Source organism: Streptomyces sp. NPDC042100 (assembly GCF_055582325.1).
Genome location: NZ_JBVJDK010000007.1, coordinates 136,256 through 157,367, shown reverse-complemented (window position 1 = coordinate 157,367; position 21,112 = coordinate 136,256). Strand labels below are relative to the sequence as shown.

At 73.6% G+C, this 21,112-nt stretch carries 17 protein-coding genes; 8 read left to right on the top strand and 9 right to left on the bottom strand.

The features are described from left to right. From kynU to ACZ6J5_RS17690, 5 genes are all read left to right on the top strand, one after another. On the top strand, positions 1 to 1,284 hold the full coding sequence (kynU, locus tag ACZ6J5_RS17710) for a kynureninase (RefSeq protein WP_469392424.1): 1,284 nt from the start codon (positions 1 to 3) through the stop codon (positions 1,282 to 1,284). Between the two features lie 147 nt (positions 1,285 to 1,431). Continuing rightward, positions 1,432 to 3,207 (top strand): LVIVD repeat-containing protein, encoded by a 1,776-nt coding sequence (locus ACZ6J5_RS17705; protein WP_469392422.1) that lies wholly within the window; start codon positions 1,432 to 1,434, stop codon positions 3,205 to 3,207. Between the two features lie 46 nt (positions 3,208 to 3,253). Further along, positions 3,254 to 4,672: an amino acid permease gene (locus ACZ6J5_RS17700; RefSeq protein ID WP_469392421.1), complete on the top strand. Its 1,419-nt coding sequence runs from the start codon at positions 3,254 to 3,256 to the stop codon at positions 4,670 to 4,672. A 156-nt stretch (positions 4,673 to 4,828) separates the two neighbouring features. Then, the gene (locus ACZ6J5_RS17695; RefSeq protein ID WP_469392419.1) at positions 4,829 to 5,728 is read left to right on the top strand and encodes an NAD-dependent protein deacetylase; all 900 of its coding nucleotides are present in this window, start codon (positions 4,829 to 4,831) and stop codon (positions 5,726 to 5,728) included. 524 nt (positions 5,729 to 6,252) lie between these two features. Continuing rightward, positions 6,253 to 8,829: a collagenase gene (locus ACZ6J5_RS17690; protein WP_469392417.1), complete on the top strand. Its 2,577-nt coding sequence runs from the start codon at positions 6,253 to 6,255 to the stop codon at positions 8,827 to 8,829. A gap of 95 nt (positions 8,830 to 8,924) precedes the next feature. On the opposite strand, the gene ACZ6J5_RS17685 is transcribed toward ACZ6J5_RS17690, so the two are convergent. The 4 genes from ACZ6J5_RS17685 to ACZ6J5_RS17670 all read right to left on the bottom strand — a co-directional run bounded on the left by ACZ6J5_RS17685 (position 8,925) and on the right by ACZ6J5_RS17670 (position 14,104). Next, complete coding sequence (locus ACZ6J5_RS17685; RefSeq protein ID WP_469392415.1) at positions 8,925 to 9,917, bottom strand: LysR family transcriptional regulator; 993 nt, start codon at positions 9,915 to 9,917, stop codon at positions 8,925 to 8,927. An 87-nt stretch (positions 9,918 to 10,004) separates the two neighbouring features. Next, positions 10,005 to 12,587 carry a magnesium-translocating P-type ATPase gene (gene mgtA, locus ACZ6J5_RS17680; protein ID WP_469392413.1) on the bottom strand — a complete coding sequence of 861 codons (2,583 nt, stop codon included), beginning with the start codon at positions 12,585 to 12,587 and terminating at the stop codon, positions 10,005 to 10,007. Next, positions 12,580 to 12,939 carry an ArsR/SmtB family transcription factor gene (locus ACZ6J5_RS17675; RefSeq protein WP_469392411.1) on the bottom strand — a complete coding sequence of 120 codons (360 nt, stop codon included), beginning with the start codon at positions 12,937 to 12,939 and terminating at the stop codon, positions 12,580 to 12,582. The genes mgtA and ACZ6J5_RS17675 overlap by 8 nt, the downstream gene beginning before the upstream one ends. Before the next feature lie 124 nt (positions 12,940 to 13,063). Next, positions 13,064 to 14,104: a sporulation protein gene (locus ACZ6J5_RS17670; RefSeq protein ID WP_469392409.1), complete on the bottom strand. Its 1,041-nt coding sequence runs from the start codon at positions 14,102 to 14,104 to the stop codon at positions 13,064 to 13,066. Between the two features lie 286 nt (positions 14,105 to 14,390). Between ACZ6J5_RS17670 and ACZ6J5_RS17665 the strand changes: the two genes are divergently transcribed. After that, entirely contained in the window at positions 14,391 to 15,074 is a 684-nt protein-coding gene (locus tag ACZ6J5_RS17665) for a DUF6445 family protein (protein WP_469392407.1), read from the top strand. A 187-nt stretch (positions 15,075 to 15,261) separates the two neighbouring features. On the opposite strand, the gene ACZ6J5_RS17660 is transcribed toward ACZ6J5_RS17665, so the two are convergent. Continuing rightward, the gene (locus ACZ6J5_RS17660) at positions 15,262 to 16,497 is read right to left on the bottom strand and encodes a saccharopine dehydrogenase family protein (protein ID WP_469392405.1); all 1,236 of its coding nucleotides are present in this window, start codon (positions 16,495 to 16,497) and stop codon (positions 15,262 to 15,264) included. A gap of 139 nt (positions 16,498 to 16,636) precedes the next feature. Between ACZ6J5_RS17660 and ACZ6J5_RS17655 the strand changes: the two genes are divergently transcribed. Continuing rightward, positions 16,637 to 17,374 carry a TetR/AcrR family transcriptional regulator gene (locus tag ACZ6J5_RS17655; protein ID WP_469392404.1) on the top strand — a complete coding sequence of 246 codons (738 nt, stop codon included), beginning with the start codon at positions 16,637 to 16,639 and terminating at the stop codon, positions 17,372 to 17,374. Between the two features lie 31 nt (positions 17,375 to 17,405). On the opposite strand, the gene ACZ6J5_RS17650 is transcribed toward ACZ6J5_RS17655, so the two are convergent. Continuing rightward, on the bottom strand, positions 17,406 to 18,395 hold the full coding sequence (locus ACZ6J5_RS17650; RefSeq protein WP_469392402.1) for a MarR family transcriptional regulator: 990 nt from the start codon (positions 18,393 to 18,395) through the stop codon (positions 17,406 to 17,408). 155 nt (positions 18,396 to 18,550) lie between these two features. Here ACZ6J5_RS17650 and ACZ6J5_RS17645 point away from each other — a divergent pair, with 155 nt between their 5' ends. Further along, positions 18,551 to 18,937 (top strand): hypothetical protein, encoded by a 387-nt coding sequence (locus tag ACZ6J5_RS17645; RefSeq protein WP_469392400.1) that lies wholly within the window; start codon positions 18,551 to 18,553, stop codon positions 18,935 to 18,937. Here ACZ6J5_RS17645 and ACZ6J5_RS17640 read toward each other — a convergent pair. The 3 genes from ACZ6J5_RS17640 to ACZ6J5_RS17630 all read right to left on the bottom strand — a co-directional run bounded on the left by ACZ6J5_RS17640 (position 18,922) and on the right by ACZ6J5_RS17630 (position 21,107). Further along, positions 18,922 to 19,356 carry a VOC family protein gene (locus ACZ6J5_RS17640; protein WP_469392398.1) on the bottom strand — a complete coding sequence of 145 codons (435 nt, stop codon included), beginning with the start codon at positions 19,354 to 19,356 and terminating at the stop codon, positions 18,922 to 18,924. The two genes, ACZ6J5_RS17645 and ACZ6J5_RS17640, sit on opposite strands and share 16 nt — an antisense overlap. 62 nt (positions 19,357 to 19,418) lie before the next feature. Continuing rightward, positions 19,419 to 20,087: a ScbR family autoregulator-binding transcription factor gene (locus ACZ6J5_RS17635; protein WP_469392396.1), complete on the bottom strand. Its 669-nt coding sequence runs from the start codon at positions 20,085 to 20,087 to the stop codon at positions 19,419 to 19,421. Positions 20,088 to 20,279: 192 nt separating this feature from the next. Further along, on the bottom strand, positions 20,280 to 21,107 hold the full coding sequence (locus ACZ6J5_RS17630; RefSeq protein ID WP_469392394.1) for a glucose 1-dehydrogenase: 828 nt from the start codon (positions 21,105 to 21,107) through the stop codon (positions 20,280 to 20,282). Positions 21,108 to 21,112: the final 5 nt, after the last annotated feature.

Below are 21,112 nucleotides of genomic sequence, written 5' to 3'. Positions count from 1 at the left end.
ATGCCGACCGCAGACACGCCCACGACCCCGGGCACCGGCCCGGACACGACGCTCGCCGACCGCGCCGCCGCCCTCGACGCCGCCGACGCCCTCGCCCACGTACGGGACCGCTTCCTGCTCCCCGAGGGGGTCGTCTACCTCGACGGGAACTCCCTCGGCGTCCTGCCCGCCGCCGTGCCCGCCGCCGTCGAGGACGCCGTGCACCGCCAGTGGGGCACCGACCTCATCCGCTCCTGGAACGCCAACGGCTGGTGGGAGGCGCCCACCCGGACCGGCGACACGATCGGCCGGCTCGTCGGCGCCGCCCCCGGGCAGGTCGTCGCCGGGGACTCCACCAGCGTCCAGCTCTTCAACACCCTGCTCGCCGCCGCCCGGCTGCGCCCCGGCCGCCGGGTGCTGCTGACCGACCCCGACCACTTCCCCACCGACCAGTACATCGCCGACTCGGTGGGCCGGCTGCTCGGCCTCGACGTGCGCCGGGTGCCCGCCCGCGAGGCCGCCGCCGTGCTCGCCGCCGAGGGCGGGGACGTCGCCGTCGCCGCGTACGCCCCGGTGGACTACCGCACCGGCGAGCTGTACGACATGGCCGCGCTCACCGAGGCCGCGCACGCCGCCGGGGCGCTGGTCCACTGGGACCTGTGCCACGCGGCGGGCGCCCTGCCCGTCCGACTGGACAAGATCGGCGCGGACTTCGCGATCGGCTGCGGCTACAAGTACCTCTCCGGCGGCCCCGGCGCCCCCGCCTTCGGCTATGTCGCCCACCGCCACCAGGAGGGCTTCGACCACCCGCTGACCGGCTGGCACGGGCACGCCGAGCCGTTCGCGATGTCCGGCACGTACACCCCCGCCCCGGGGGTCGCCCGCGCCCGGATCGGCACTCCGCCGCTGCTCTCCCTGATCGCCCTGGAGGCCGCGCTGACGGCGTACGAGGGCGTCGACATGGAGGCGCTGCGGGCCAAGAGCCTGTCCCTGACCGGCTTCTTCCAGGAGTGCGCCGACTCCCTCCTCGACGGCCTGGGCTTCACCATGGCCACCCCGCGCGAGCCCGCCCGCCGGGGCAGCCAGGTCGCGCTGCGCCACCCGGAGGCGTACCCGCTGGTGGCCGCGCTCACCGCGCGCGGCGTCATCGGCGACATGCGCGCCCCCGACCTGCTGCGCTTCGGCTTCAACGCCCTCTACCTCAGCCACGCGGACGTCCTGGCGGCGGTGGCCGAGCTGCGGTCCGTCGTGACCTCCGGCGCCCACCTGGCCGCCGAGTACCAGCAGCGTCCGACCGTCACCTGAGGTCCCGGCACACCCACCCACGGCCGGTCCGCGCGATCCCCCAGCCGCCGCCCCCAGGGGCGTCGGCCGCCGCGCGGACCGGACCCCTCGCACGTCCCTCGCACGTCCCTCCCACCGTCTCCACCGCCGAGCACCCCGAGGACCCCCATGCGATCACTGCGTACGAAGACGGCCCTGGCCACGGCGGTCGCCGCCGCCACCGCCGCGACCCTGCTCGTGCCCGGCGGCTCCGGCGCGGGCTCCGCGTCCGCCGCCCCCCGCGCGAGCGACCCGAACATCCCGGAGGTCTGCGCCGACCGGCGCCCCGGCCCGGCGGACCCCGGCGCGTACGGGATGCAGCTGGACGGCGGCTTCCGGCACCCCGCGCTCACCCCGCTGGACGAGGAGAACGAGCACTCCTTCCCCGGCCGCAACGCGGCGTACGACACCCGCTCGTACATCAAGAACATGAAGGTCGAAGCCGCCTACGAGGGAGCGGACTTCACCCCCGACTACTTCCACACCTGGCAGAACATCGTCGACTTCGACGGCCGGCGGTACATGTTCCAGTACGACCGCTCCGAGGGCCGGGTCTACGACATCACCGACGTCAGGAAGGTGAAGGTCGTCGAGCGGGTCAGCCGCGAGGACGTCGGCGGCGACGAGACGAAGGCCAACGGCGACTGGGCCGCCAACGACTACTGGGGCGCCTCCACCATCCAGTGGAACAAGAAGCTCGGCGCGTACGTCATGGTGCAGAGCTTCGAGAACAAGCGGCAGATCCACGAGCTCACCGACGACCCGGCCGAGGACAAGTACGGCAACCCGGAGGGCGTCCGCCAGGTGCGCGCCAAGCCGGGGCTGAAGGGCTTCAAGGTCTTCCGGCTGGACGGCCCCCGCAAGAAGGACTGGAAGCTGCTCGCCACGGTGTCCACCGACGCCACCCAGAAGGACCCGCTGCGCAGCGACCCGAACAGCGCCCAGCAGGGCTCCGGTTCGCTCGACACGCCGTACTGGACGGGCGAGCGGTACATGTTCCTCGCGACGGCGCCGGACGACACGTACTCCCGCACCGAGTACCCGACCAACCTCCACTCGGCCGGCTACCAGTCCTGGGACATGGCCGACCCGGCCCACCCGAAGCTGCTCGACACCTGGCACCTGCCCGGCCAGCGCACCGGCGAGGACGCGGAGTACCGGAAGAACCCGCGCTGCGGCAACCGCACGAGCTGGATGGGCGCGCGGATGCCGCTGTTCGTGCCCAAGCCGGTCGAGAAGGGCGGGCGTTACGCCTTCGCCGCGATGGGCGGCTACGGGCTGACCGTGCTCGACATCTCGGACCCGGCGAACCTGCGGACCGTCAGCCACCTGGACCTGCCGCCGTCCGTCGCGGGCACCGAGGGCGACAACATCGACGTGTCCCAGTACGAGCGGACCGGCATCATCTACTACTCGGGCTACCCGCTGACCGAGGACTGTTACGAGCCCTACAAGGACGTCTACCAGATCGACGCCAAGGACCCGAAGAACCCCCGCGTCGTCGGCGCCCTGCCCCGCCCGGTGCCGCCGAAGGCGTCCGGCATGACCGACTTCTGCCAGCGGCGCGGCAGCTTCGGCCCCAAGCGCACCGGCTCCTACACCAACCCGGGCCGGCACACCCCCGGCGTGCTGGGCTACGGCTTCTACAACGCGGGCGTGCAGTTCTTCGACGTCTCCAACCCGGCCGCGCCGAAGATCGACGCCTACTTCGTCCCCAAGGCGTACGGCACGGAGACCCCCGACTACGCCTACGGCAACCAGACCCACGGCGTGTACGTGGAGTGGGACCGGAACATCGCCTGGGTGCTGACCAACCACGGCATCTACGCGCTGTCCTCGCCGAAGGTCCTCGGCAAGCCGGACCTCGACCGTCCGGCCAAGCCGTTCCGCACCAGCGAGTTCTGACCCTCCCTCCCCGCTCCGCGCAGCCACGCACAGAAGGACACCTGCCATGGCCACTCAGGAAAGACCCGTCCCGGTCGCCGACTCCGCCACCGACGGCGGCGGCCTCGTCCGCTCCCTGACCCCCCGCCAGACCACCATGATCGGACTGGGCTCCGCGCTCGGCACCGGTCTGTTCCTCGGCTCCGGATCGGCGATATCCGCCGCCGGGCCCGCCGTGATCGTCTCGTACGCGATCGGGGCCGTGCTGGTCGCCATCATCGCGGTCCTGCTCGGCGAGATGTCCGCCGCGCACCCGGTGCAGGGCTCCTTCGGCGCCATCGCGCAGACGTACCTCGGGCCGTGGGCCGGCTTCGTGACCCGCTGGATGTACTGGTTCAGCGCCGTCGTCGTCATCGGCACCGAGGTCGTCGCCTCGGCGCTGTACATCCGCTGGTGGTGGCCCGGGGTGCCGATGTCGGCGGCGATCCTCGCCGTCGCGGCGGTGGTCCTCGCGGTGAACGTCATCAACGTGAAGTCCTTCGGGACCACGGAGTTCTGGCTCTCCACGATCAAGGTGACCGCGCTGTGCGCCTTCATCCTGTGCGCGGCGCTGCTGGTCTTCTTCGGCCTCCCGGACACCGAGGCCACCGGCTTCGCGCACCTCACCGACGACGGCGGGTTCATGCCGCACGGCGTCAAGTCGGTCTGGATCGCGATGTCGGTGGTGATGTTCGCGTACGCCGGCTTCGAGGTCGTCGCGATCGCCTCGGCCGAGGCCACCGACCCGCAGCGGTCGATCCGGACCGCGATGCGCCAGCTCGCCTGGCGGCTCAGCGTCTTCTACGTCCTCGCCATCACCCTGGTCGTGGCGCTGATCCCGTGGCAGCGGCTCGCGAAGAGCGACGGCAGCGTCGAGGCGAGCCCCTTCGTGCGGGTCTTCTCCGACGTCGGCGTCCCGGCGGCGGCGACCCTCACCAACCTGGTGGTGCTGATCGCGGCCGTCTCCGCCGCCAACGCCCACCTGTACGGCGCCTCCCGGCTGCTGCACTCGCTCGGCCACGACGGGCTCGCCCCGGCGCCGCTGGCCCGGCTCACCGCGCGCGGCGTCCCGGCGGCGGCGCTGGCCGCCTCCACCCTGGGCATCGCGGCGGCGGCGCTGCTCGCCTTCTACGACGTCGGCGGCATCTTCGGGATCCTCATGTCGATCGCCCTCTTCGCCGTGCTGCTCGTCTGGCTGCTGATCCTCGCCTCGTACGTGGCCTTCCGCCGCCACCGGGACGCGCACCCGGCGGACTTCACCGGCTTCAGCATCCCGGGCGGCAGCAAGCTGGCGCTGGTGGCCGGGGCCGGGGTGCTGGCCGTCGCCGCCACCGCGGTCGAGGTCCCGGACATGCGGCAGGCGGCGGGCATCGGCCTCGCCTTCACCGCGGTGCTCCTCGTCTGCTACGCCCTGACGGTCCTGCGCCGCCGGAGCCGCCAGGGCTGACCTGAGCCCCGCCGGAGGGGGCCGGCGGAGGGGGGCGGCGGCGCCGTGTCACGGTCGAGGGTCCGTGACACGGCGCCGCCGTGCGTCCGGGGGCACCGGGCCTCGGGCACCGGGCGGAGCCCGGCGGTCCCGTCCCCGCGCCCGTACCCTGGCACCATGCGTACCCGCCCCACGCTCACCTGGACCCCGCCCGCCGGTCTGCCGCCGGGCACCACCGACCCGCGGCCGGTCGCCGAGGCGCTGGAGCGGGGCGGGGCGCTGGTGCTGAGCGGGGCGGGCATCTCCACCGAGTCGGGCATCCCCGACTACCGGGGCGAGGGCGGCAGCCTGACCCGGCACACCCCGATGACCTACCAGGACTTCGTCGGCGGTCCGCACGCCCGCCGCCGCTACTGGGCGCGCGGCCACCTCGGCTGGCGCACCTTCGGGCGGGCCCGGCCGAACGCCGGGCACCGGGCGGTCGCCGCGTTCGGGCGGCACGGCCTGCTGTCGGGCGTCATCACGCAGAACGTGGACGGCCTGCACCAGGCCGCGGGCAGCGACGGCGTCGTGGAGCTGCACGGCGGCCTGGACCGGGTCGTCTGTCTCGGCTGCGGCGCGGTCAGCCCGCGCGCCGAGCTGGCCCGCCGGCTGGAGGAGGCGAATCCGGGCTTCGCGCCGGTGCCGGCCGCGACCAACCCCGACGGGGACGCCGACCTCACCGACGAGCAGGTCGGGGACTTCCGGGTGCTGCCCTGCGAGCGCTGCGGCGGGATCCTCAAGCCGGACGTGGTGTTCTTCGGCGAGAACGTGCCGCCGGCCCGCGTCGAGCGGTGCCGCGAGCTGGTCCGCGAGGCCCGGTCGCTGCTGGTCCTCGGCTCCTCGCTGACGGTGATGTCGGGGCTCCGCTTCGTCCGCCAGACGGCCGAGGCGGGCAAGCCCGTGGTGATCGTCAACCGGGACCCGACGCGCGGGGACGCGTACGCGGTGACCCGGGTCGCGCTGCCCCTGGGGAAGACCCTCACGGGGGTGGCGCAGCGGCTCGGCGTCCCGGTGCCGGAGGACCCGTCTCCCTGAAGGGCCACGGGCGCCCGGCGCCGTCCCGGCCGCGCCACCGCCTGACAGCGGCCCGGCCGGCCCGACGCGGGTCCGGGGCCCGACGCGGGTCCGGGGCCCGACGCGGGTCCGGGGCCCGGCCGGCCCGCTGACGCGTACGGGCCCGGTCGCCCCGGGGTCCGGTGACGCGCCTCGCCTCGCGTCTTATGCCCGCCCCGGGGGAAGTGCTATGGCCCTCCCGCGGTGGCCGCCGAGGCCGGGCCGGTAGCGCCCGTCCACCCTCTGAGCAGTCCGTTCGTGCTCCATGACGGCTCAGCGTCGGCACCGTGTCCACCCGTCGGCCATCCCGTGTTCGTCCCGGCGGCTTCCCTGTGCCATGTCACCTGTGCAATGGTCCGGCACACAGGGCGTGGTCATGCCAAGCCTGGCAGTCCCTCCGCGATCCGTCCCGCCGGCCGCACGGTCTCCCCGCTGCCCACGCCCTCTCCCCCACCCCTCGGCCGCGCCCCCCGCGGCCGGATCCCCTCACGGGAGGCGAAGTGAGAATGTCACTTGTCCGACGAAGTCTGGGCGCGGCACTGCCGTTGGCCCTGTCCCTCGCCATGGGCATCGGGCTGCCGGCCCAGCCGGCCGGCGCGACCGGGCACGCCGAGCGGGCCGGACGCGTCACGGCGGGCGGACCGGACCGGACCGGACCGGCGCCTGTCGGGCAGCACACCGCGGCCGAGGCCGAGCACGTGGCGAAAGGCCGCCTGAAGGCATCCCAGCTGCCGCCCCTGGCCGCGAGCAAGGACGCTCTCAAGGCGGACTACGACCAGCCCGCCCCACCGCCCATACCCTCCTCCACGGCGGAGAAGGCACTCGGAGGGACCGTCGGGGACAGGAGCGCCGCGGCGTGCAGCGTGTCCGACTTCACGAGCCGCACCGGCGGCGCGCTGGTCCAGCAGATCAAGGCGTCGACGGTCGACTGCGTCAACACGCTGTTCAACCTGACCGGGAACGACGCCTACAGCGCCTTCCGCGAGGCGCAGATGAGCACCGTCGCCTACGCCCTGCGTGACGGTTCGGCGTCCTACCCCGGCGACCCCAGCACCGGAATGCCGCAGCTCGTGCTCTACCTGCGCGCCGGCTACTACGTCCACTACTACAACGCCGGCGCGGTCGGCTCCTACGGCAGCGGCCTGCAGACCGCCATCCGCGCGGGGCTCGACGCCTTCTTCGCCAGCGCTCGCTCCCGCGACGTCACGGACGCCAACGGAGAGACGCTCTCCGAGGCCGTCACGCTGATCGACAGCGCGGAGGAGAACGCCCGCTACCTCTACGTCGTCAAGCGGCTGCTGGCGGACTACGACTCCTCCTGGAACGCCTCATGGGGGATGCTCAACGCGGTCAACAACGTCTACACCGTGACCTTCCGCGGCCACCAGGTGCCCGCGTTCGTGACCGCGGTCCAGTCCGACCCCAGCCTGATCGACGCGCTGTACGGCTTCGCCTCCGGCCACCTGTCTCTGCTGGGGACGGACCAGTCCTACCTGGCGTCCAACGCCGGCCGGGAGCTCGGCAGGTTCCTGCAGCACGCCCCGCTGCTGCCCAAGGTCCGCCCCTTGGCCAAGGGCCTACTGAACGCCAGCTCGATCCGGGGCGCCACCGCACCGCTCTGGGTCGGCGTGGCCGAGATGACGGACTACTACGACAAGGCCAACTGCTCCTCCTACGGCACCTGCGACCTGCGGTCGCAGCTGATGAACGCCGTCCTGACGGTGACCTACTCCTGCGGCGACGGCATCACCGTCAAGGCCCAGCAGATGACCTCGGGCGAGCTGTCGACGAGCTGCGCCAGCCTGCGCGGCCAGGACGCCTACTTCCACGGCGTCGTCCGTGACAACGGCCCGGTCGCCAACGACAACAACAGCACCATCGAGGTCGTGGTCTTCGACTCCAGCACCGACTACCAGACCTACGCCGGCGCCATCTACGGGATCGACACCAACAACGGCGGCATGTACCTGGAAGGAGATCCGGCGGCGGCCGGCAACCAGCCGCGGTTCATCGCCTACGAGGCCGAGTGGATGCGCCCGAGCTTCCAGATCTGGAACCTCAACCACGAGTACACGCACTACCTCGACGGCCGCTTCGACATGTACGGCGACTTCACCGCCAACATCACCACCCCGACCATCTGGTGGGTCGAGGGCTTCGCGGAGTACGTCTCCTACTCCTACCGCGGTGTCCCCTACACCGAGGCGATGACGGAGGCGGGCCGTCGCACCTACGCCCTGAGCACCCTGTTCGGCACCACGTACGACAACGACACCACACGGATCTACCGCTGGGGCTACCTCGCCACCCGGTACATGCTCGAAAACCACCGCGCGGACATGGACGCGGTCCTCGCCTCCTACCGTTCCGGCAACTGGAACGCCGCCCGGACCTATCTGACCGGCACCATCGGCACCCGCTACGACAACGACTGGTACACCTGGCTGGCGGGCTGCGCGGCCGGCGACTGCGGCGGAGGCACCAACCCGCCCGGCAACCAGGCACCCACCGCCGCGTTCACCACGGCCGTCCAGGGCCTGAACGTCACCTTCACCGACCAGTCCACGGACCCGGACGGCACCGTCGCCGCCAGGTCCTGGGACTTCGGCGACGGCACCGCCTCCACCGCCACCAGCCCCGCCAAGAGCTACGGCGCCGCCGGAACGTACACGGTGAAGCTGACGGTCACCGACGACAAGGGGGCCACCGGCACCGCCACGAGGACCGTCACCGTCAGCGGCGGCGGCACCGTCACCGAGTGCACGGGCACCGACGCCAGGGAACTGGGCCGGAACTGCCGGCGCGGCAACCAGTCCGCCCCCACCGGCGACTACGCCTACCTCTACCTCTACGTCCCGGCCGGCACCACCCAGCTGAAGATCACCAGCAGCGGCGGCACGGGCAACGCGGACCTCTACTACAGCCCTGACGGCTGGGCCGGCACCAACCGCTACACGCAGCGTTCCACGGGAGCCGGCAACAGCCACACCCTGACCATCACCAACCCCCCGGCCGGCGCGAACTACATCAGCCTGTACGCCGTGAGCGGCTTCGGCGGCGTCACCGTCACCACGGCCTACTGACCCACGGCACCACGGGACTCCGCGACTCCACCCCCAGCCCGGGACGGCTCCTTCCGTCCCGGGCGTTCGCCCGTGACGGCGCTCCGGACCCGGCGTCAGGCCCCGCCGGGAAGCGTCCTCCCGGTGCCGTCCGCCGGACGGGGAGGGGCGTACGTACGGGCCACCCACTTCTGGAAGTGCGGGGCCTGGGCCAGCAGCTGGCGGTGCGTCCGCACGGCGCGATGGTGCACCGCCTCCACGATCGACGCGTCGACCAGATCGCGCCGCCACACCAGCAGATGCCGCTGCCACAGCGGATCCCCCGCCAGGGGTTTGATCAGCACCCCGTCCACGGGGCACACGGTGGGCTGCACGGCAGCCACTCCGAGACCCTTGGCGATCATCGACTGCAATTGGTCGAGCACATGGAATTCGTGCGTGACCGCCGGACTGAAACCCGCGGCACGACAGGCGTCGTAAAAGGCACCTGGCCATCCCACACCATCATTGGAGGAAACGAACCAGGCGTCCTCGGAAAGGCCTTCCAAGGGAATTTCGAAGCGATTCCCCAGCGGGTGGTCGGCAGGCGTGGCCACGAAGACCGGAACCGTTCTGATCGCGCGGTGCTCCAAATTCGCCGAATGCTGGATCGGCAGTCCGGGATAGTCGCATCCGAGACCGGCGTCCAATGCGCCGTTCTCCAGCAGACCCAGGAGTTCCCCGGTGGCGTACACGCTGCTGACCGAGACCGTGAGATCGGGGAAGGCGTCACGAAGGGAGTCCAGGAGCAGCGGCACCACGGGCGTGTTGATGGCGCCCAGGCGAAGCCGACGCGCGGTCGCGGGCGTCCGCGCGTGCCGAAGCCGGGTGAGATTGTCCGCGAGCACCAGGATCTCACGGGCCTGACCGACGACCTGCGCACCGTAGGGCGTGAGCTCCATACCGGTGTTGCTGCGAATGAACACGCCCTCGCCAAGCATCCCCTCGATGCGCCGCAATTGCGTGCTCATGGCCGGCTGGGTGAATCCGAGTGCGACAGCCGCCCGGCCGACACCCCCCAAATCCGCTATCGCACACAATACGCGCAAGTGGCGCAACTCAAGCTCCACGAGGGCACCTCACTCCGGATGATCAGAGTTTCATTATGCGCACGCGAGAAGGGAAGGGAATCCCCGGCGCCGCCGCCACCGCGGACCCTAGCCGTCGGCGGGGGCCCCCGCCGTCGTCCTCGGGGCCCCGTGGCGGGAGCGCGCCACGCGGAGGGCGAGGGCGTAGGGGACCAGGACGGCGGCGAGCAGCGCGTAGTAGAGCGGCGGCAGCGGGGCCATCGCGAGCGGCGGGCCGAGCGGGGACAGCGGCAGCAGCAGTCCGATCGCGGCCAGGGCGAGGGCCGCGTACCGGACCGGGCCCGGCGCGATGCCGGGGCGGGCGCCCCGTAGCAGGAGCATGACCAGGGCCTGGGTGAGCAGGTTCTCGGTGAACCAGCCGGCGTGGAAGACGCCCTGGGGGTCGGCCGCGTGCCGGGTGGTGGCGAGGAGCACGGCGAAGGTGGCCACGTCGGCGACGGCGTTGAGCAGGCCGAAGCCGGTGATGAGCCGGAGGAAGCCGCGCGGGCGCAGCCGGGTGGGCGCGTCGGGGGCGGCCGGGTCGGGCCGGTCGTACGCGAAGGCGAGCTGGGCCGCGTCGAAGCACAGGTTCTGCACCAGGACCTGTGCCGGGAGCATCGGCAGGAAGGGCAGCAGGAGCGCGGCGGCCAGCATGGCGATGACGTTGCCGAGGTTGGAGGAGAGCGTGATGCGGAGGTAGGCGGCGATGCCGCCGCCCGCGTACCGGCCGGCGGTGACGGCGTGGTCGACGGCCGCCAGGTCCTTCTCGGCGAGGACGAGGTCGGCGGTGTCGCGGACGACGGCGACGGCGTCCTTGGGGCAGATGCCGACGTCGGCCGCGCGCAGGGCGGGCACGTCGTTGACGCCGTCGCCGAGGAAGCCGGTGACGTGGCCGTCGGCGCGCAGGGCGGCGACGACGCGGGCCTTGTGCTCGGGGGCGCAGCGGGCGAAGACGGTGGTGCTGCGGGCGGCCTCGGCGAGCGCGGTGTCGTCGAGCCGGTCGAGGTCGGCGGCGGTGAGCACGGTGCCGGGGTCGAGGCCGAGGGCGCGGCAGGTGTGGGCGGCGGTGCCGGGGTGGTCGCCGGTGAGCACGCGGACGGCGACGCCGCGCGCGGCGAGGGCGCCGAGGGCGCGGGCGGCGGTGGGGGCGAGGGCGTCGCGCAGGACGACGAAGCCGAGGAAGCCGAGTCCGCGTTCGTCGGCGGGGGTGTAGGGGCGGTGCCGGGCGGGGCGGTCGGCGAGGGCGACGGCGAGGAGGCGGGCGCCGGTGCCCGCCTCGCGCGCGGCGAGGGCGAGGAGGCGCTCCCGGTCGTCGGGGTCGAGGGCGCAGCGTTCCAGGACGCTCTCGACGGCGCCCTTGACGACGAGGGTGTCGGTGCCGAGCCGGCCGGGGCGGCGGACGACGGCGGTGGCGAGGCGGCGGACCGGGTCGAAGGGCAGGGCGGCGACGCCCTCGCAGTCGAGGGGGCCGGCCCGCTCGGCGGCGTCGAGGACGGCGTCCTCCAGGAGCGGCGCGTCGAGGGCGTCGGGGGTGGGCAGCTCGGCGAGCTGGAGCGTCCACCAGGCGTTGACGGCGGCCCAGTGCAGGACCTCGGGGTCGTCCCGGCCGTCGGCGCCGATCGCGCGGGCGACGACGGGCCGGTCCTGGGTGAGGGTGCCGGTCTTGTCCAGGCACAGCACGTCGACGGCGCCGAGGTCGTGGAGCGCGGGCAGCCGCCGGACGATGACCTTGTGCTCGCGGGCGAGCCGGGCGGCGGCGCGGGCGAGGACGGTGGTGACGACGACGGGCAGCATCTCGGGCGTGAGGCCGACGGCCACGGCGACCGCGAAGGGCAGCGTCTCCAGGCCCCGCCCGTGGAGCGCGGCCCCGGCCATGAGGACCAGCGGCGGGGTGAGCAGCATGAAGCGGACGAGGGTCCAGGAGATGCCGTGCACCGCCTGGTCGAAGGCTCCGGCGGGGCGCCGCCCGGGGGCCCGGTGGGCGGCGGCGAAGCGGGTGCGGGCGCCGGTGGCGACGACCACGGCGGTCGCGCTGCCGTAGGCGACGCTGCTGCCGAGGAAGCAGGTGCCGTCGTGGGGGTCGGCGTTCGGACCGTCGTGCGGGCCGTCGACGGGCTGTTTCGGGACGGGCTCGGACTCGCCGGTCAGGGCCGCCTCGTGCAGCCGCAGCCCGCCGGAGCGCAGCAGGCGCACGTCGGCGGGGACGAGGTCGCCGGGACCGAGCCGGATCACGTCGCCGGGGACGAGCTCGGCGGCGGGGACCTCGCGGGGGCGGGGCTCCGCGGCTCCGGGTCCGGGGCGGCGCAGGACGGTCGCGGTGCCGGCGACCGAGGCGCGGAGCCCGGCGGCGGCGCGGTCGGCCCGGTGCTCGCCGGAGGAGCGGAGCAGGCAGCTGACCGTGACGAGGAGCAGGATGACGGCGCCCGTGCCCCAGGCGGCGACGGCGACCGAGACGAGCCCGAGGCAGAGCAGGACGGCCGTGAAGGGGTCGCGGAGGCTGCGCAGGAACCGCCGCGAGCGGGCGACGGGGCGCAGGGCGGGCGGCACGTTCTCCCCGTACCGGGCGAGCCGCCGCTCGGCCTCGGCGTCGGTGAGGCCGCGCGGGCCGGTGCCGAGCTGCCGCAGCACCTGGAGCGTGGTGGGCGGTACGGCCGGGGCGGCCGTCTCAGGCACCGGTTCCGCTGCGCCGGGCGAGGGTGGGGGTCCGGTCGGTGCGGGCGGTGAGCTGCCCGACCATGACGCGGACCACGGTCACGACCTCGGGGTCGTCCACGAAGTAGACCTGCCGCCGGCCCTCGCGGCGGGAGCGCACCAGACCGGCGAGCTTGAGCTTGGTCAGGTGCTGGCTGACGGCGGGCAGGGCGCCGCCCACCCGCTCGGCGAGCCCGGTGACGTCGCTCTCGCCCTGGGCCAGCGCCCAGACGATGTGGAGCCGGGAGGGCGAGGAGAGCAGCCCGAACGCGGCGGCGGCCTCGGCCAGCACCTCGGCGGAGGGATCCGCGAAACCACCCGCGCCTGCCGCCACCGCCACGCTCCCTGTCCCCGTGCGTCCGAGTCCGTCCGCGTCCATCCGCGTCCATCCGAAGGTTCCCAGTCTAGGGCGGGGCCGGAGCCCCGGCCCCACCCCCGGCGCCGCGGGCCGCCGGGGCTCAGCCCTCGTCGCCGCCGTCGTCCTCCTCGTCCCCCTCGAAGAAGTCCCCGATCTCGTCGACGACCTCGGCGGCGACCATGCCGCCGACGACGCCGACGGCGAGTCCGGCGGCGCCGGCCGCGACGGCGGTGCCGATGCCGGGTCCGGAGCGGTGTCCGTGGTCGTCGTGCTTGTCGTGGCCGCCGTGGCCGCCGTAGGACCCCTCGTAGCCGTGCTGCCGCCCGTACGGGTCGTGGGTGCCGTACGCGCCGTGCGAGCCGTGGCCGCCGCGGCTCTCGACGAGGCGGCGGATCCAGCCGTCGACCTCGGTGTTCCAGTCGGGGCGGCCGGCCTCGTGGTGTCCGACGGTGTACCGGGTGAGTACGTCCTGGCCGCCGGAGAAGAGCCCGCCGCGCTTGTCGGCCTCCAGGACCACCTCGACGCCGGCCGGCCCGGCCAGGAAGGTCAGCTCGATCTCGTTCACCTCGTGGGCGTAGCGCGGCGACGGGGTGAGCTCGATCTCCTGGTAGAAGGGCAGCTGCTGCCCGGTCCCGCCGATGTGCCCGCGCTCCAGGTCGGCGGACTTGAAGCCGAAGCCGAGCTGGCCGAGCGCCTCCAGGACGGCCTCCTGGACGGGCAGCGGGCGGACGGCGAGCGGGTCGAGGTCGCTCTTGTCGCGGGCGGAGGCGACGCCGAGCTCGGTGCGCACGCCGAGGACGATGCCGAGGCCCTGCCCGTACAGCTCGGTGACGGGGGTCTCCCAGGGGACGGGGAAGGAGAACGGCACGGTGCGCCGCTCGCCCGCCGCGAGGGTGAACTGGCCGCCGCCGACGTGCCGGTGGAAGACCACGGCACCCTCGGACTCGCCGTCCTCGTGCTCGGTCTCGACCCGGGCGACGAGCTCCAGGGTGACGTGCTCGATGGTGAAGTCGACGTCACCGCCGGTCAATTGCACCTGTCCGCCCAGGATGCCGCCCGGCACGACCGGACCCGGGTCGAGGACGGTGTCCACGGCGGGACCACCGACGCCGAGCGAACCGAGCAGACGCTTGAACACCATGGGGAGTTCACTCCTTGACATGTCTCACGGACCATCACATCGCTTCTACAATGCTGTAGAAGCATAGATCGTCGCGAGCCCTCCCCCGCCCCACCGGGCCCTCCGTCACCCGGCCGACCGAAAACCGCCCCCTCCCTCAGCCGCCGGCCGCCACGCCGTGCCGGAGCCAGGACGCGCGACAGGGCCGCCCCGGGCGGCGGGCTCGCGGGGCGGCGGACCGGGGTTGGCGGAAGATTGACCGATTCACGGGATATCGATGGCGTACGCCTCCCCTACTCTCTGGCCCATGCCCCCCACACCCCCGCGCCACCCCGCGCTCCCCGTGCTCCCCTACCGCAAGCCCACCCCCGGCCGCGACTACTGGGTGCTCGACGACGTCCTGCCCGACCCCGACGCCGTACGGGCCCGGAGCCTGGCCAGGACCGACTGGACCGAGGGATACCCGCACAAGCCCGAGAGCTGGCCGGGGCTGCGCACCATGCCCGCGCTGGAGGACGCCGAACTCGCCCGTGTGGAGCGGCTGGTGGTGCGCGCGACCGGCGCCGCCAAGGTCTGGGCGCTCCGGGATCCCGCGACCGGCGGAACGTTCAACCACAACTGCGTCCAGGTCGTCGGCGAGGGCGAGTGCGACCCCCGCCCGCACACCGACTCCCGCAGCATGTGCCGCTACGCCGCCGTCCTCTACCTCAACCCGGACGCGCCCAAGACCTGCGGCACCAGCTTCTACCGCCAGCGGCTGCCCGACGGCGGCCTCGGCGGGAACACCGTGTCCGCGCCGCACGACAACCTCGCCCAGGCCCTCGGCACCCGCTTCGTCCCCGAGGACTCCTTCACCGAGGACGTCGCCGTCCCGCACCGCTACAACCGCCTCCTGCTGTACAGCGCCAACCTCATCCACAGCGCCACCGGTTACTGGGGCACGACCCTGGCCGACAAGCGGATGACGGCGGTCTTCTTCTGGATGGCCTGACCGGCGGCCGGCGGCCGCCCCCGCCCCGTACCGGCCCGCTGCCCCGATGGGCGGGCCGGGCGGGAGCGGGCAGGCTGAGCGGGTACGCGGCGCTCCCGAGCGAAGGACCCCTCCCTGTCCGGCACGAAGTCCGCACCGGGGCCTCAGCTCCGCGCTCCGGCGTACGCGCGCCGGATCCGCGAGACGATCACGGACGCGGGGTCTCCTCACGCAGCCCCCACGGGCTCCCGTACGCGCCGAGCAGGTCGAGGAAGGGCCTCGGCGGCAGCGCCTCGGGGCCGAGCACGCCCTCGCCCTTCCAGGCGCCGGTGGCGAGGAGTTCGAGGGCGACGACCGGATTGACGGCGGTCTGCCAGACCACGGCCTGGGAGCCGTACTCGCGCATCGACCACTCGTTGTCGACGACGTGGTAGAGGTACACCTCCCGCGCGGCGCCGTCCTTGACGCCCTTGACCCAGGTGCCGGCGCAGGTCTTGCCCTTCATCCGGTCGCCCAGCGTGGCCGGGTCGGGCAGGCAGGCGGCGACGACGTCGCGCGGGGAGACGGCGACGGGCCCGTCCGGGCCGGGCACGGTGACCTTCGCGGTCGCGTCGAGCCCGAGCTCGTGGAGGGTCTTCAGCTTGCCGATGAAGTCGTCGCCGAGGCCGTACTTGAAGGTGACCCGGCGCGCGTCCACCCAGCGCGGGATCAGCAGCACCTCCTCGTGCTCGACGTTGACGCACTCGACCGGGCCGATGCCCTCGGGGAAGTCGAAGACCTCCGGCTCGCTGAACGGCGCCGTGGTGAACCAGCCGCGCTCCCGCTCGTACACGACGGGCGGGTTGAGGCACTCCTCGATGGTGGTCCAGATGCTGAAGGAGGGCGCGAAGCCGTAGCCCTCGACAGTGAGGTTCGCGCCGTCGCGGACGCCGATCTCCTCGATCTCGTCGAAGAGCTCGTCGGCGGCGTAGCGGGCGAAGACGTCGGAGAGCCCCGGCTCCACGCCCATGCCGACCAGGGCGAGGCGCCCGGAGCTCCGCCACTCCTCGGCGAGCGCGAACTGCTCGTCGCCGAGCCGCACCCCGCACTCCTCGTACGGCGCGGTCGGATGCGGCCCGGACAGGGACATCGCCATGTCCAGGTAGTGCGCGCCGCCCGCGAGCGCGGCGGTGAAGAGCGGCATCACGAAGCGCGGGTCGGTCGCGTTGAGGAGCACGTCGCAGCGTTCCTCGGCGAGCACGCGGCGCACCGCCTCGCTGTCGGAGGCGTCGAGTCGGCGGGCGCTGAACCGGCCCCCGGCCCGCTCGCCGAGCGCGGCGACGGCCGCCTCGGCGCGGGACTCGTCGTAGTCGGCCACGACCATGTGGCCCAGGAAGTCGCGGCGGGCCGCGATCCGGGTGACGGCGCTCCCGACGCCGCCCGCTCCCACGAGAAGAACGCGCATGTCACACCCCTCTGCTGGACGCTCCCGGCGGCGGTCGCCGGGGCACACGCCGATGCAACACGAGCGGGCGCCTTAAGGTCTACGCTGTTGGCATAAGCGCGGGGCACCTCGGCGTCCGCACGAGCGAAGGGGGCGCCCCATGCCCAAGAAGGTGGTCCCGGAGGCGGAGCGCCGCCGCCGGCGCCCGACGCGCCAGGGCACGGTCCTGTCGGAGGAGCTGATCGTGGCGACGGCGCTGCGGATGCTCCGCGAGCACGGCGCGCCCGGCCTCACCGCCCGCCGCCTAGGCGCCGCGCTGGGCGCCGACCCGAGCACCCTGTACCGCTACTTCGCGGGCCTGGACGACCTCACCCGGGCCATCGGCGAGGTCCTGATGGGCCGCGCCCTGGACAGCTGGACCCCGACGGGGGCCTGGCGCGCGGACCTGCGCGCCCTGGGCCTGGCCATCCACGCCTCGTACCTGGCCCACCCGCAGGCGGCCCTGCTGACCGCGAGCCGGGTCACCGGGCGGCCGCGCGAGATCGCCGTGGACGAGGCGGTCCTGGGCATCCTGCGCGGCGCGGGCTTCCCGGACGCGGACGCGGTCGGCGTCTACCACGCCTTCATCGACCTGGCCCTGGCGTTCGCGGCGCTGGACGCGGGGGCCCTGACCATCAAGGACGAGGCGCGGGCGGCGGACGAGGACATGTGGTCCACCACGTACGCCCGCCTCCCCGCCGCCACCCACCCCCACATCGCCGCCACGGCCCCCTTCCTGGCCGACCGCATGAACCACAGCGCCTACCCGCTCCTCCTGGACACCCTGCTGGACCACACGGAGAGCCGGCTGGGGGCGGGGGCCGTCCGCCCGGGTGCTCCCCCGCGTCCGGCCCCGTAGCCCGGACCCGGCGGGAATTGTCAGACACCCCCTAGCGGCCCGGGGCGTTCAGGATGCCGAGCCCGAGCGCGGTCGGTGTGTGCAGCACGGTGTTGCGATGGCGCGCGCTGACGACGAGGCCCGCGGCTCGCAGGGTGCCGGCGTGCTCGCTGGCGCTGGCGGTGGCGATGCCGAGGTGCCCGGCGAGTTCCGTGGTGGTGCGGCCGGGACGTTCCGCGATGGCGTGCAGCACGGCCGCCCGGGTGCGCCCCAGGAGGGCGGAGACGGCGGGGAGGGGGTCGTGGGGGGCCTTCGGCGCCAGGACGAGGAAGTCCCGTACCGGGTCCAGGTCCGCGGCGGGGTACGTGAGGAGCGGCTGCGGGAGGGCGGTGGGTGCGATGACGGGATCGGGGCCGGCCAGCGCCGTCGGGACGAGCACGAGGCCCCGGCCCTCCAAGTACACGTCGTCGTCGCAGTCCACGAGCACCTCCAGGACGGGTGCCCGCCATCGCAGCCGGGGGCCCAGGCCGGCGAACAGGGCTTCGACGCCCTCGCTCGCCGCCCTCGTCCGCACCGCGTGGTCGGCGACCGTACGGGCGTGCAGCCGGGGCCACCAGGGGGCGAGCGCCGTCTCGTACACCTGCAGCAGGGTGTCGAGGAACTGGCCCAGCCCGCGGGGGTCCTCCGCCAGGTGCCGGGTCCAGGCGGGCAGCTCCTGGCGTTCGCCGATGTCGGCGAGTTCGGCCGTCACCTGCCGCCGGGAGAGCGAGCGCAACCGGTCCACCAGCGCGTACGGATCCCCGGCGTCGACGGGAGACACGAAGTCCGGTACCCAGCCCGTCACCGGGACCAGATCGATCACCTTGCGCGCTTCCGGGGCCAGCCGTGCCGCCACGCGGCCACGCCAGGCTCCGTAGCGCGCCGCGTGGTCGCGGTTCTGCAGGATCCGCAGCGCCATGCTCAGCTCCAGCAACGGCCTGGGCGAAGGGTCGACGCGGGTACGCGCGAGGTCCTGGACGGTGAAGTGGATGCGTAAGCCCATGGTTCAGATCGTCGCGTCGAGCCGATGTTCGGCCTAGACCGAATGTGGTCGCCTTCCGCCCCGGCCGCCGCCCAGTCTGTATCCACGAGCAGCCCGGCGACCTCACCTCACGGGGGTGGAGAGGTCGCCTGGCCACGACCACGAAGGAGACGGACATGCGGATCGGACGCGGGACCCGGAGCGTGACGGCCACGGTCGCACTGCTGGGAGCGCTGGCGGGCCTCGGCGGAGCGACCACGGCGACGGCGGCGGCCCCGCCGAGCCAGACGGCCGGCTGTAGCGGCTGGTCGACCTCGCACGTCAACCCGGGCACCTACGCGTATATGAACGGCACCTACAACCTGAAGGTCGCGCCCTACGCGAGCTGCGGAAACGTCACCTCCGTGGCCGACGGGACCAAGTTCTGGATCTGGTGCGTCACCTGGAACGAGCACGGCAACCCCTGGTACTACGGCCGGATCGCCGGTACGGACACCAAGGGATGGATGTCCGGGGCCAACCTGGAGAGGTGGAGCGGCGACACGGGCTACAGCGACTGCTGACCGGTATCCATCGGTCCGGCACCGGCCACGCCGCGACCGCCAGGGCCCGCCGCCCGCTCCTCGTCGCCGCGCAGCACGCAGAACTCGTTGCCCTCCGGGTCCGCCAGGACCCGCCAGCCCGTTCCGTCGGGCTCGCGGTGGTCGGCGACGAGCGTCGCGCCGAGGGCGAGCAGCCGGTCCGCCTCGGCGTCCCGGGTCGTGTCCGGGCGCAGGCAGAGGTGGATGCGGTTCTTGGCCGTCTTCGGCTCCGGGACCTGGTTGAAGTAGAGGACCAGGCCCGTGCCCAGGGTCACCTGGGTCTCCCGGTCGCCGGGGCGCGCCGCGGGCTCCATCGGGGCCCCGGTGGCCTGGCTCCAGAAGCGGGCCAGGCCATGGGCGTCGGCACAGTCGATCGCGACGTTCTGCACTGCGGAGATCATGCCCGCCACTCAACCCCACGGCCCCGTCCGGACGCCAGGGGGGCGCCTGGTCTGTGGCCCGGCTAAGCGGACGGCTCCGCCCGGTCCTCCTGGGGCCCCGCCGCCGCGCCGCGCCCCAGCAGCCGTTCCGCGCGGTACGGCGAGGTGTCCAGCTTCGCGAGGACGCCGACGCTCGCGATGTTGGGGAGGATCAGCTGGTAGAGGCGGGCGATCTCCTCGGAGAGGCCCCGGCCGTCCGGCAGGGCCTCGGTGACCAGTTGGACGCCGGTCCAGGCGCCGACGGTGAGGCGGGCGATCTCGGCCGGGACGGCGTGCGGCAGCAGTTCGCCGCGCTCCTCGGCCTCGGCGAGGAGGTCCTGGCCCACGTCGATCCAGTCCGGCCAGCGGGTGCCGAACAGGCTGCGGGCCTTGGGGTCGACGGAGAGCTGGACGGCGGCCCGGAGCATCGGCTCCCGGGGCAGCCGGTGGGCCAGGAGGAGGCCCAGGTCCACCCACTCCTGGAGTTTGTACGTCTGCGGAAGGATTCCCTCGCGGGTGACGGCGCGGGCCAGCACGCCGTGCGCCATCGACTCCTTGGTGGGGAAGTGGAAGTACAGGGCGCCCCGGGTGAGTCCGGTGCGCTCGACGAGGGCCGCGATGGTGGCGGCCTCGTAGCCGACCTCGTTGAAGAGGCTCGCCATGGATTCGAGGATGGACTCACGCGTGCGGATCGCCCGCTCCTGCCGCGCCACTCGGCCGCCCCCTCGGACTCTTCCGCTGTCTCTTCCGCTGACTCCCGCGCACAAAGGCTCGGTATGTTATCAAGCGTTCGCCCGGTGTTCGTACACGCCTGCGATACGCGTACGCGTGCGGATACGGGTGCGGAAACGGGGGTGCGGCGCCGGCGGCGGGGGATCCGCCGGCGCCGCGTCCCGCGCGGTCCGTCACTGGTTGACGAAACCGCCGTCCACCGGCAGCACCGTCCCGGTCAGGAACGGGCACCGGTCGCTGAGGAGCCAGGCCGCCGCGGCGGCGATCTCCTCGGGCGCCGCCGTGCGGCCCTGCGGGGTCATCGAGTTGACCGTGCGCTCCAGGCCGGGATTGCGCCGGAACCAGTCCTCGGTGATCTCGCTGCGGGTGGTGCCCGGGGCGACGGCGTTGACCCGGATGCCCTGCTGGGCGTATTCGTCCGCGGCGGCCCGGGTGAGGCCGACGACGGCGTGCTTGGCGGCGATGTAGGGCGCGGCGGCCGGGATGGCCACGAGCCCCGCGACGCTGCTGTTGTTGACGATCGCGCCGCCGCCGTGCCGGAGCATGGCGGCGATCTCGGGCCGAAGGCAGTTCCAGATCCCGCGCACGTTGACGTCCATCACCGTGTCGTAAACCTCGTCGGACATCAGGTGCAGGGGCGTGCGGTCGCCGCCGATCCCCGCGTTGTTGAAGGCCGCGTCGAGCCGCCCGTGGCGCGTCTCGGCGAAGTCGACGGCCCGGGCCGCGTCCTCGGCGCGCGTGACGTCGCAGACGACGTACGCGGCTTCGGCGCCCTTGGCCCGTATCTCCTCGACGAGCGCGGCGAGCCGGTCCTCCCGGCGCGCGGCGAGGACGACCGCCGCGCCCTCCTGGGCGAAGACCCGCGCGGCGGCGGCGCCGATGCCGCTGCTCGCGCCGGTGACGAGGACGGTCTTCCCGGCGAGGAGGTCGGAACGGACGGGCTGGGCGGGCTGGGCGGGCTGGACAGGACGGACGGGGTGGGCGGGGTGTGAAGGAGTCATGCCCG

Bases quoted from the DNA above. Each gene is read 5' to 3' on its own strand.
- kynU (WP_469392424.1), top strand. From the start codon at position 1: ATGCCGACCGCAGACACGCCCACGACCCCGGGCACCGGCCCGGACACG.
- ACZ6J5_RS17705 (WP_469392422.1), top strand. From the start codon at position 1,432: ATGCGATCACTGCGTACGAAGACGGCCCTGGCCACGGCGGTCGCCGCC.
- ACZ6J5_RS17700 (WP_469392421.1), top strand. From the start codon at position 3,254: ATGGCCACTCAGGAAAGACCCGTCCCGGTCGCCGACTCCGCCACCGAC.
- ACZ6J5_RS17695 (WP_469392419.1), top strand. From the start codon at position 4,829: ATGCGTACCCGCCCCACGCTCACCTGGACCCCGCCCGCCGGTCTGCCG.
- ACZ6J5_RS17690 (WP_469392417.1), top strand. From the start codon at position 6,253: ATGTCACTTGTCCGACGAAGTCTGGGCGCGGCACTGCCGTTGGCCCTG.
- ACZ6J5_RS17670 (WP_469392409.1), bottom strand. From the start codon at position 14,104: ATGGTGTTCAAGCGTCTGCTCGGTTCGCTCGGCGTCGGTGGTCCCGCC.
- ACZ6J5_RS17665 (WP_469392407.1), top strand. From the start codon at position 14,391: ATGCCCCCCACACCCCCGCGCCACCCCGCGCTCCCCGTGCTCCCCTAC.
- ACZ6J5_RS17660 (WP_469392405.1), bottom strand. From the start codon at position 16,497: ATGCGCGTTCTTCTCGTGGGAGCGGGCGGCGTCGGGAGCGCCGTCACC.
- ACZ6J5_RS17655 (WP_469392404.1), top strand. From the start codon at position 16,637: ATGCCCAAGAAGGTGGTCCCGGAGGCGGAGCGCCGCCGCCGGCGCCCG.
- ACZ6J5_RS17650 (WP_469392402.1), bottom strand. From the start codon at position 18,395: ATGGGCTTACGCATCCACTTCACCGTCCAGGACCTCGCGCGTACCCGC.
- ACZ6J5_RS17645 (WP_469392400.1), top strand. From the start codon at position 18,551: ATGCGGATCGGACGCGGGACCCGGAGCGTGACGGCCACGGTCGCACTG.
- ACZ6J5_RS17640 (WP_469392398.1), bottom strand. From the start codon at position 19,356: ATGATCTCCGCAGTGCAGAACGTCGCGATCGACTGTGCCGACGCCCAT.
- ACZ6J5_RS17630 (WP_469392394.1), bottom strand. From the start codon at position 21,107: ATGACTCCTTCACACCCCGCCCACCCCGTCCGTCCTGTCCAGCCCGCC.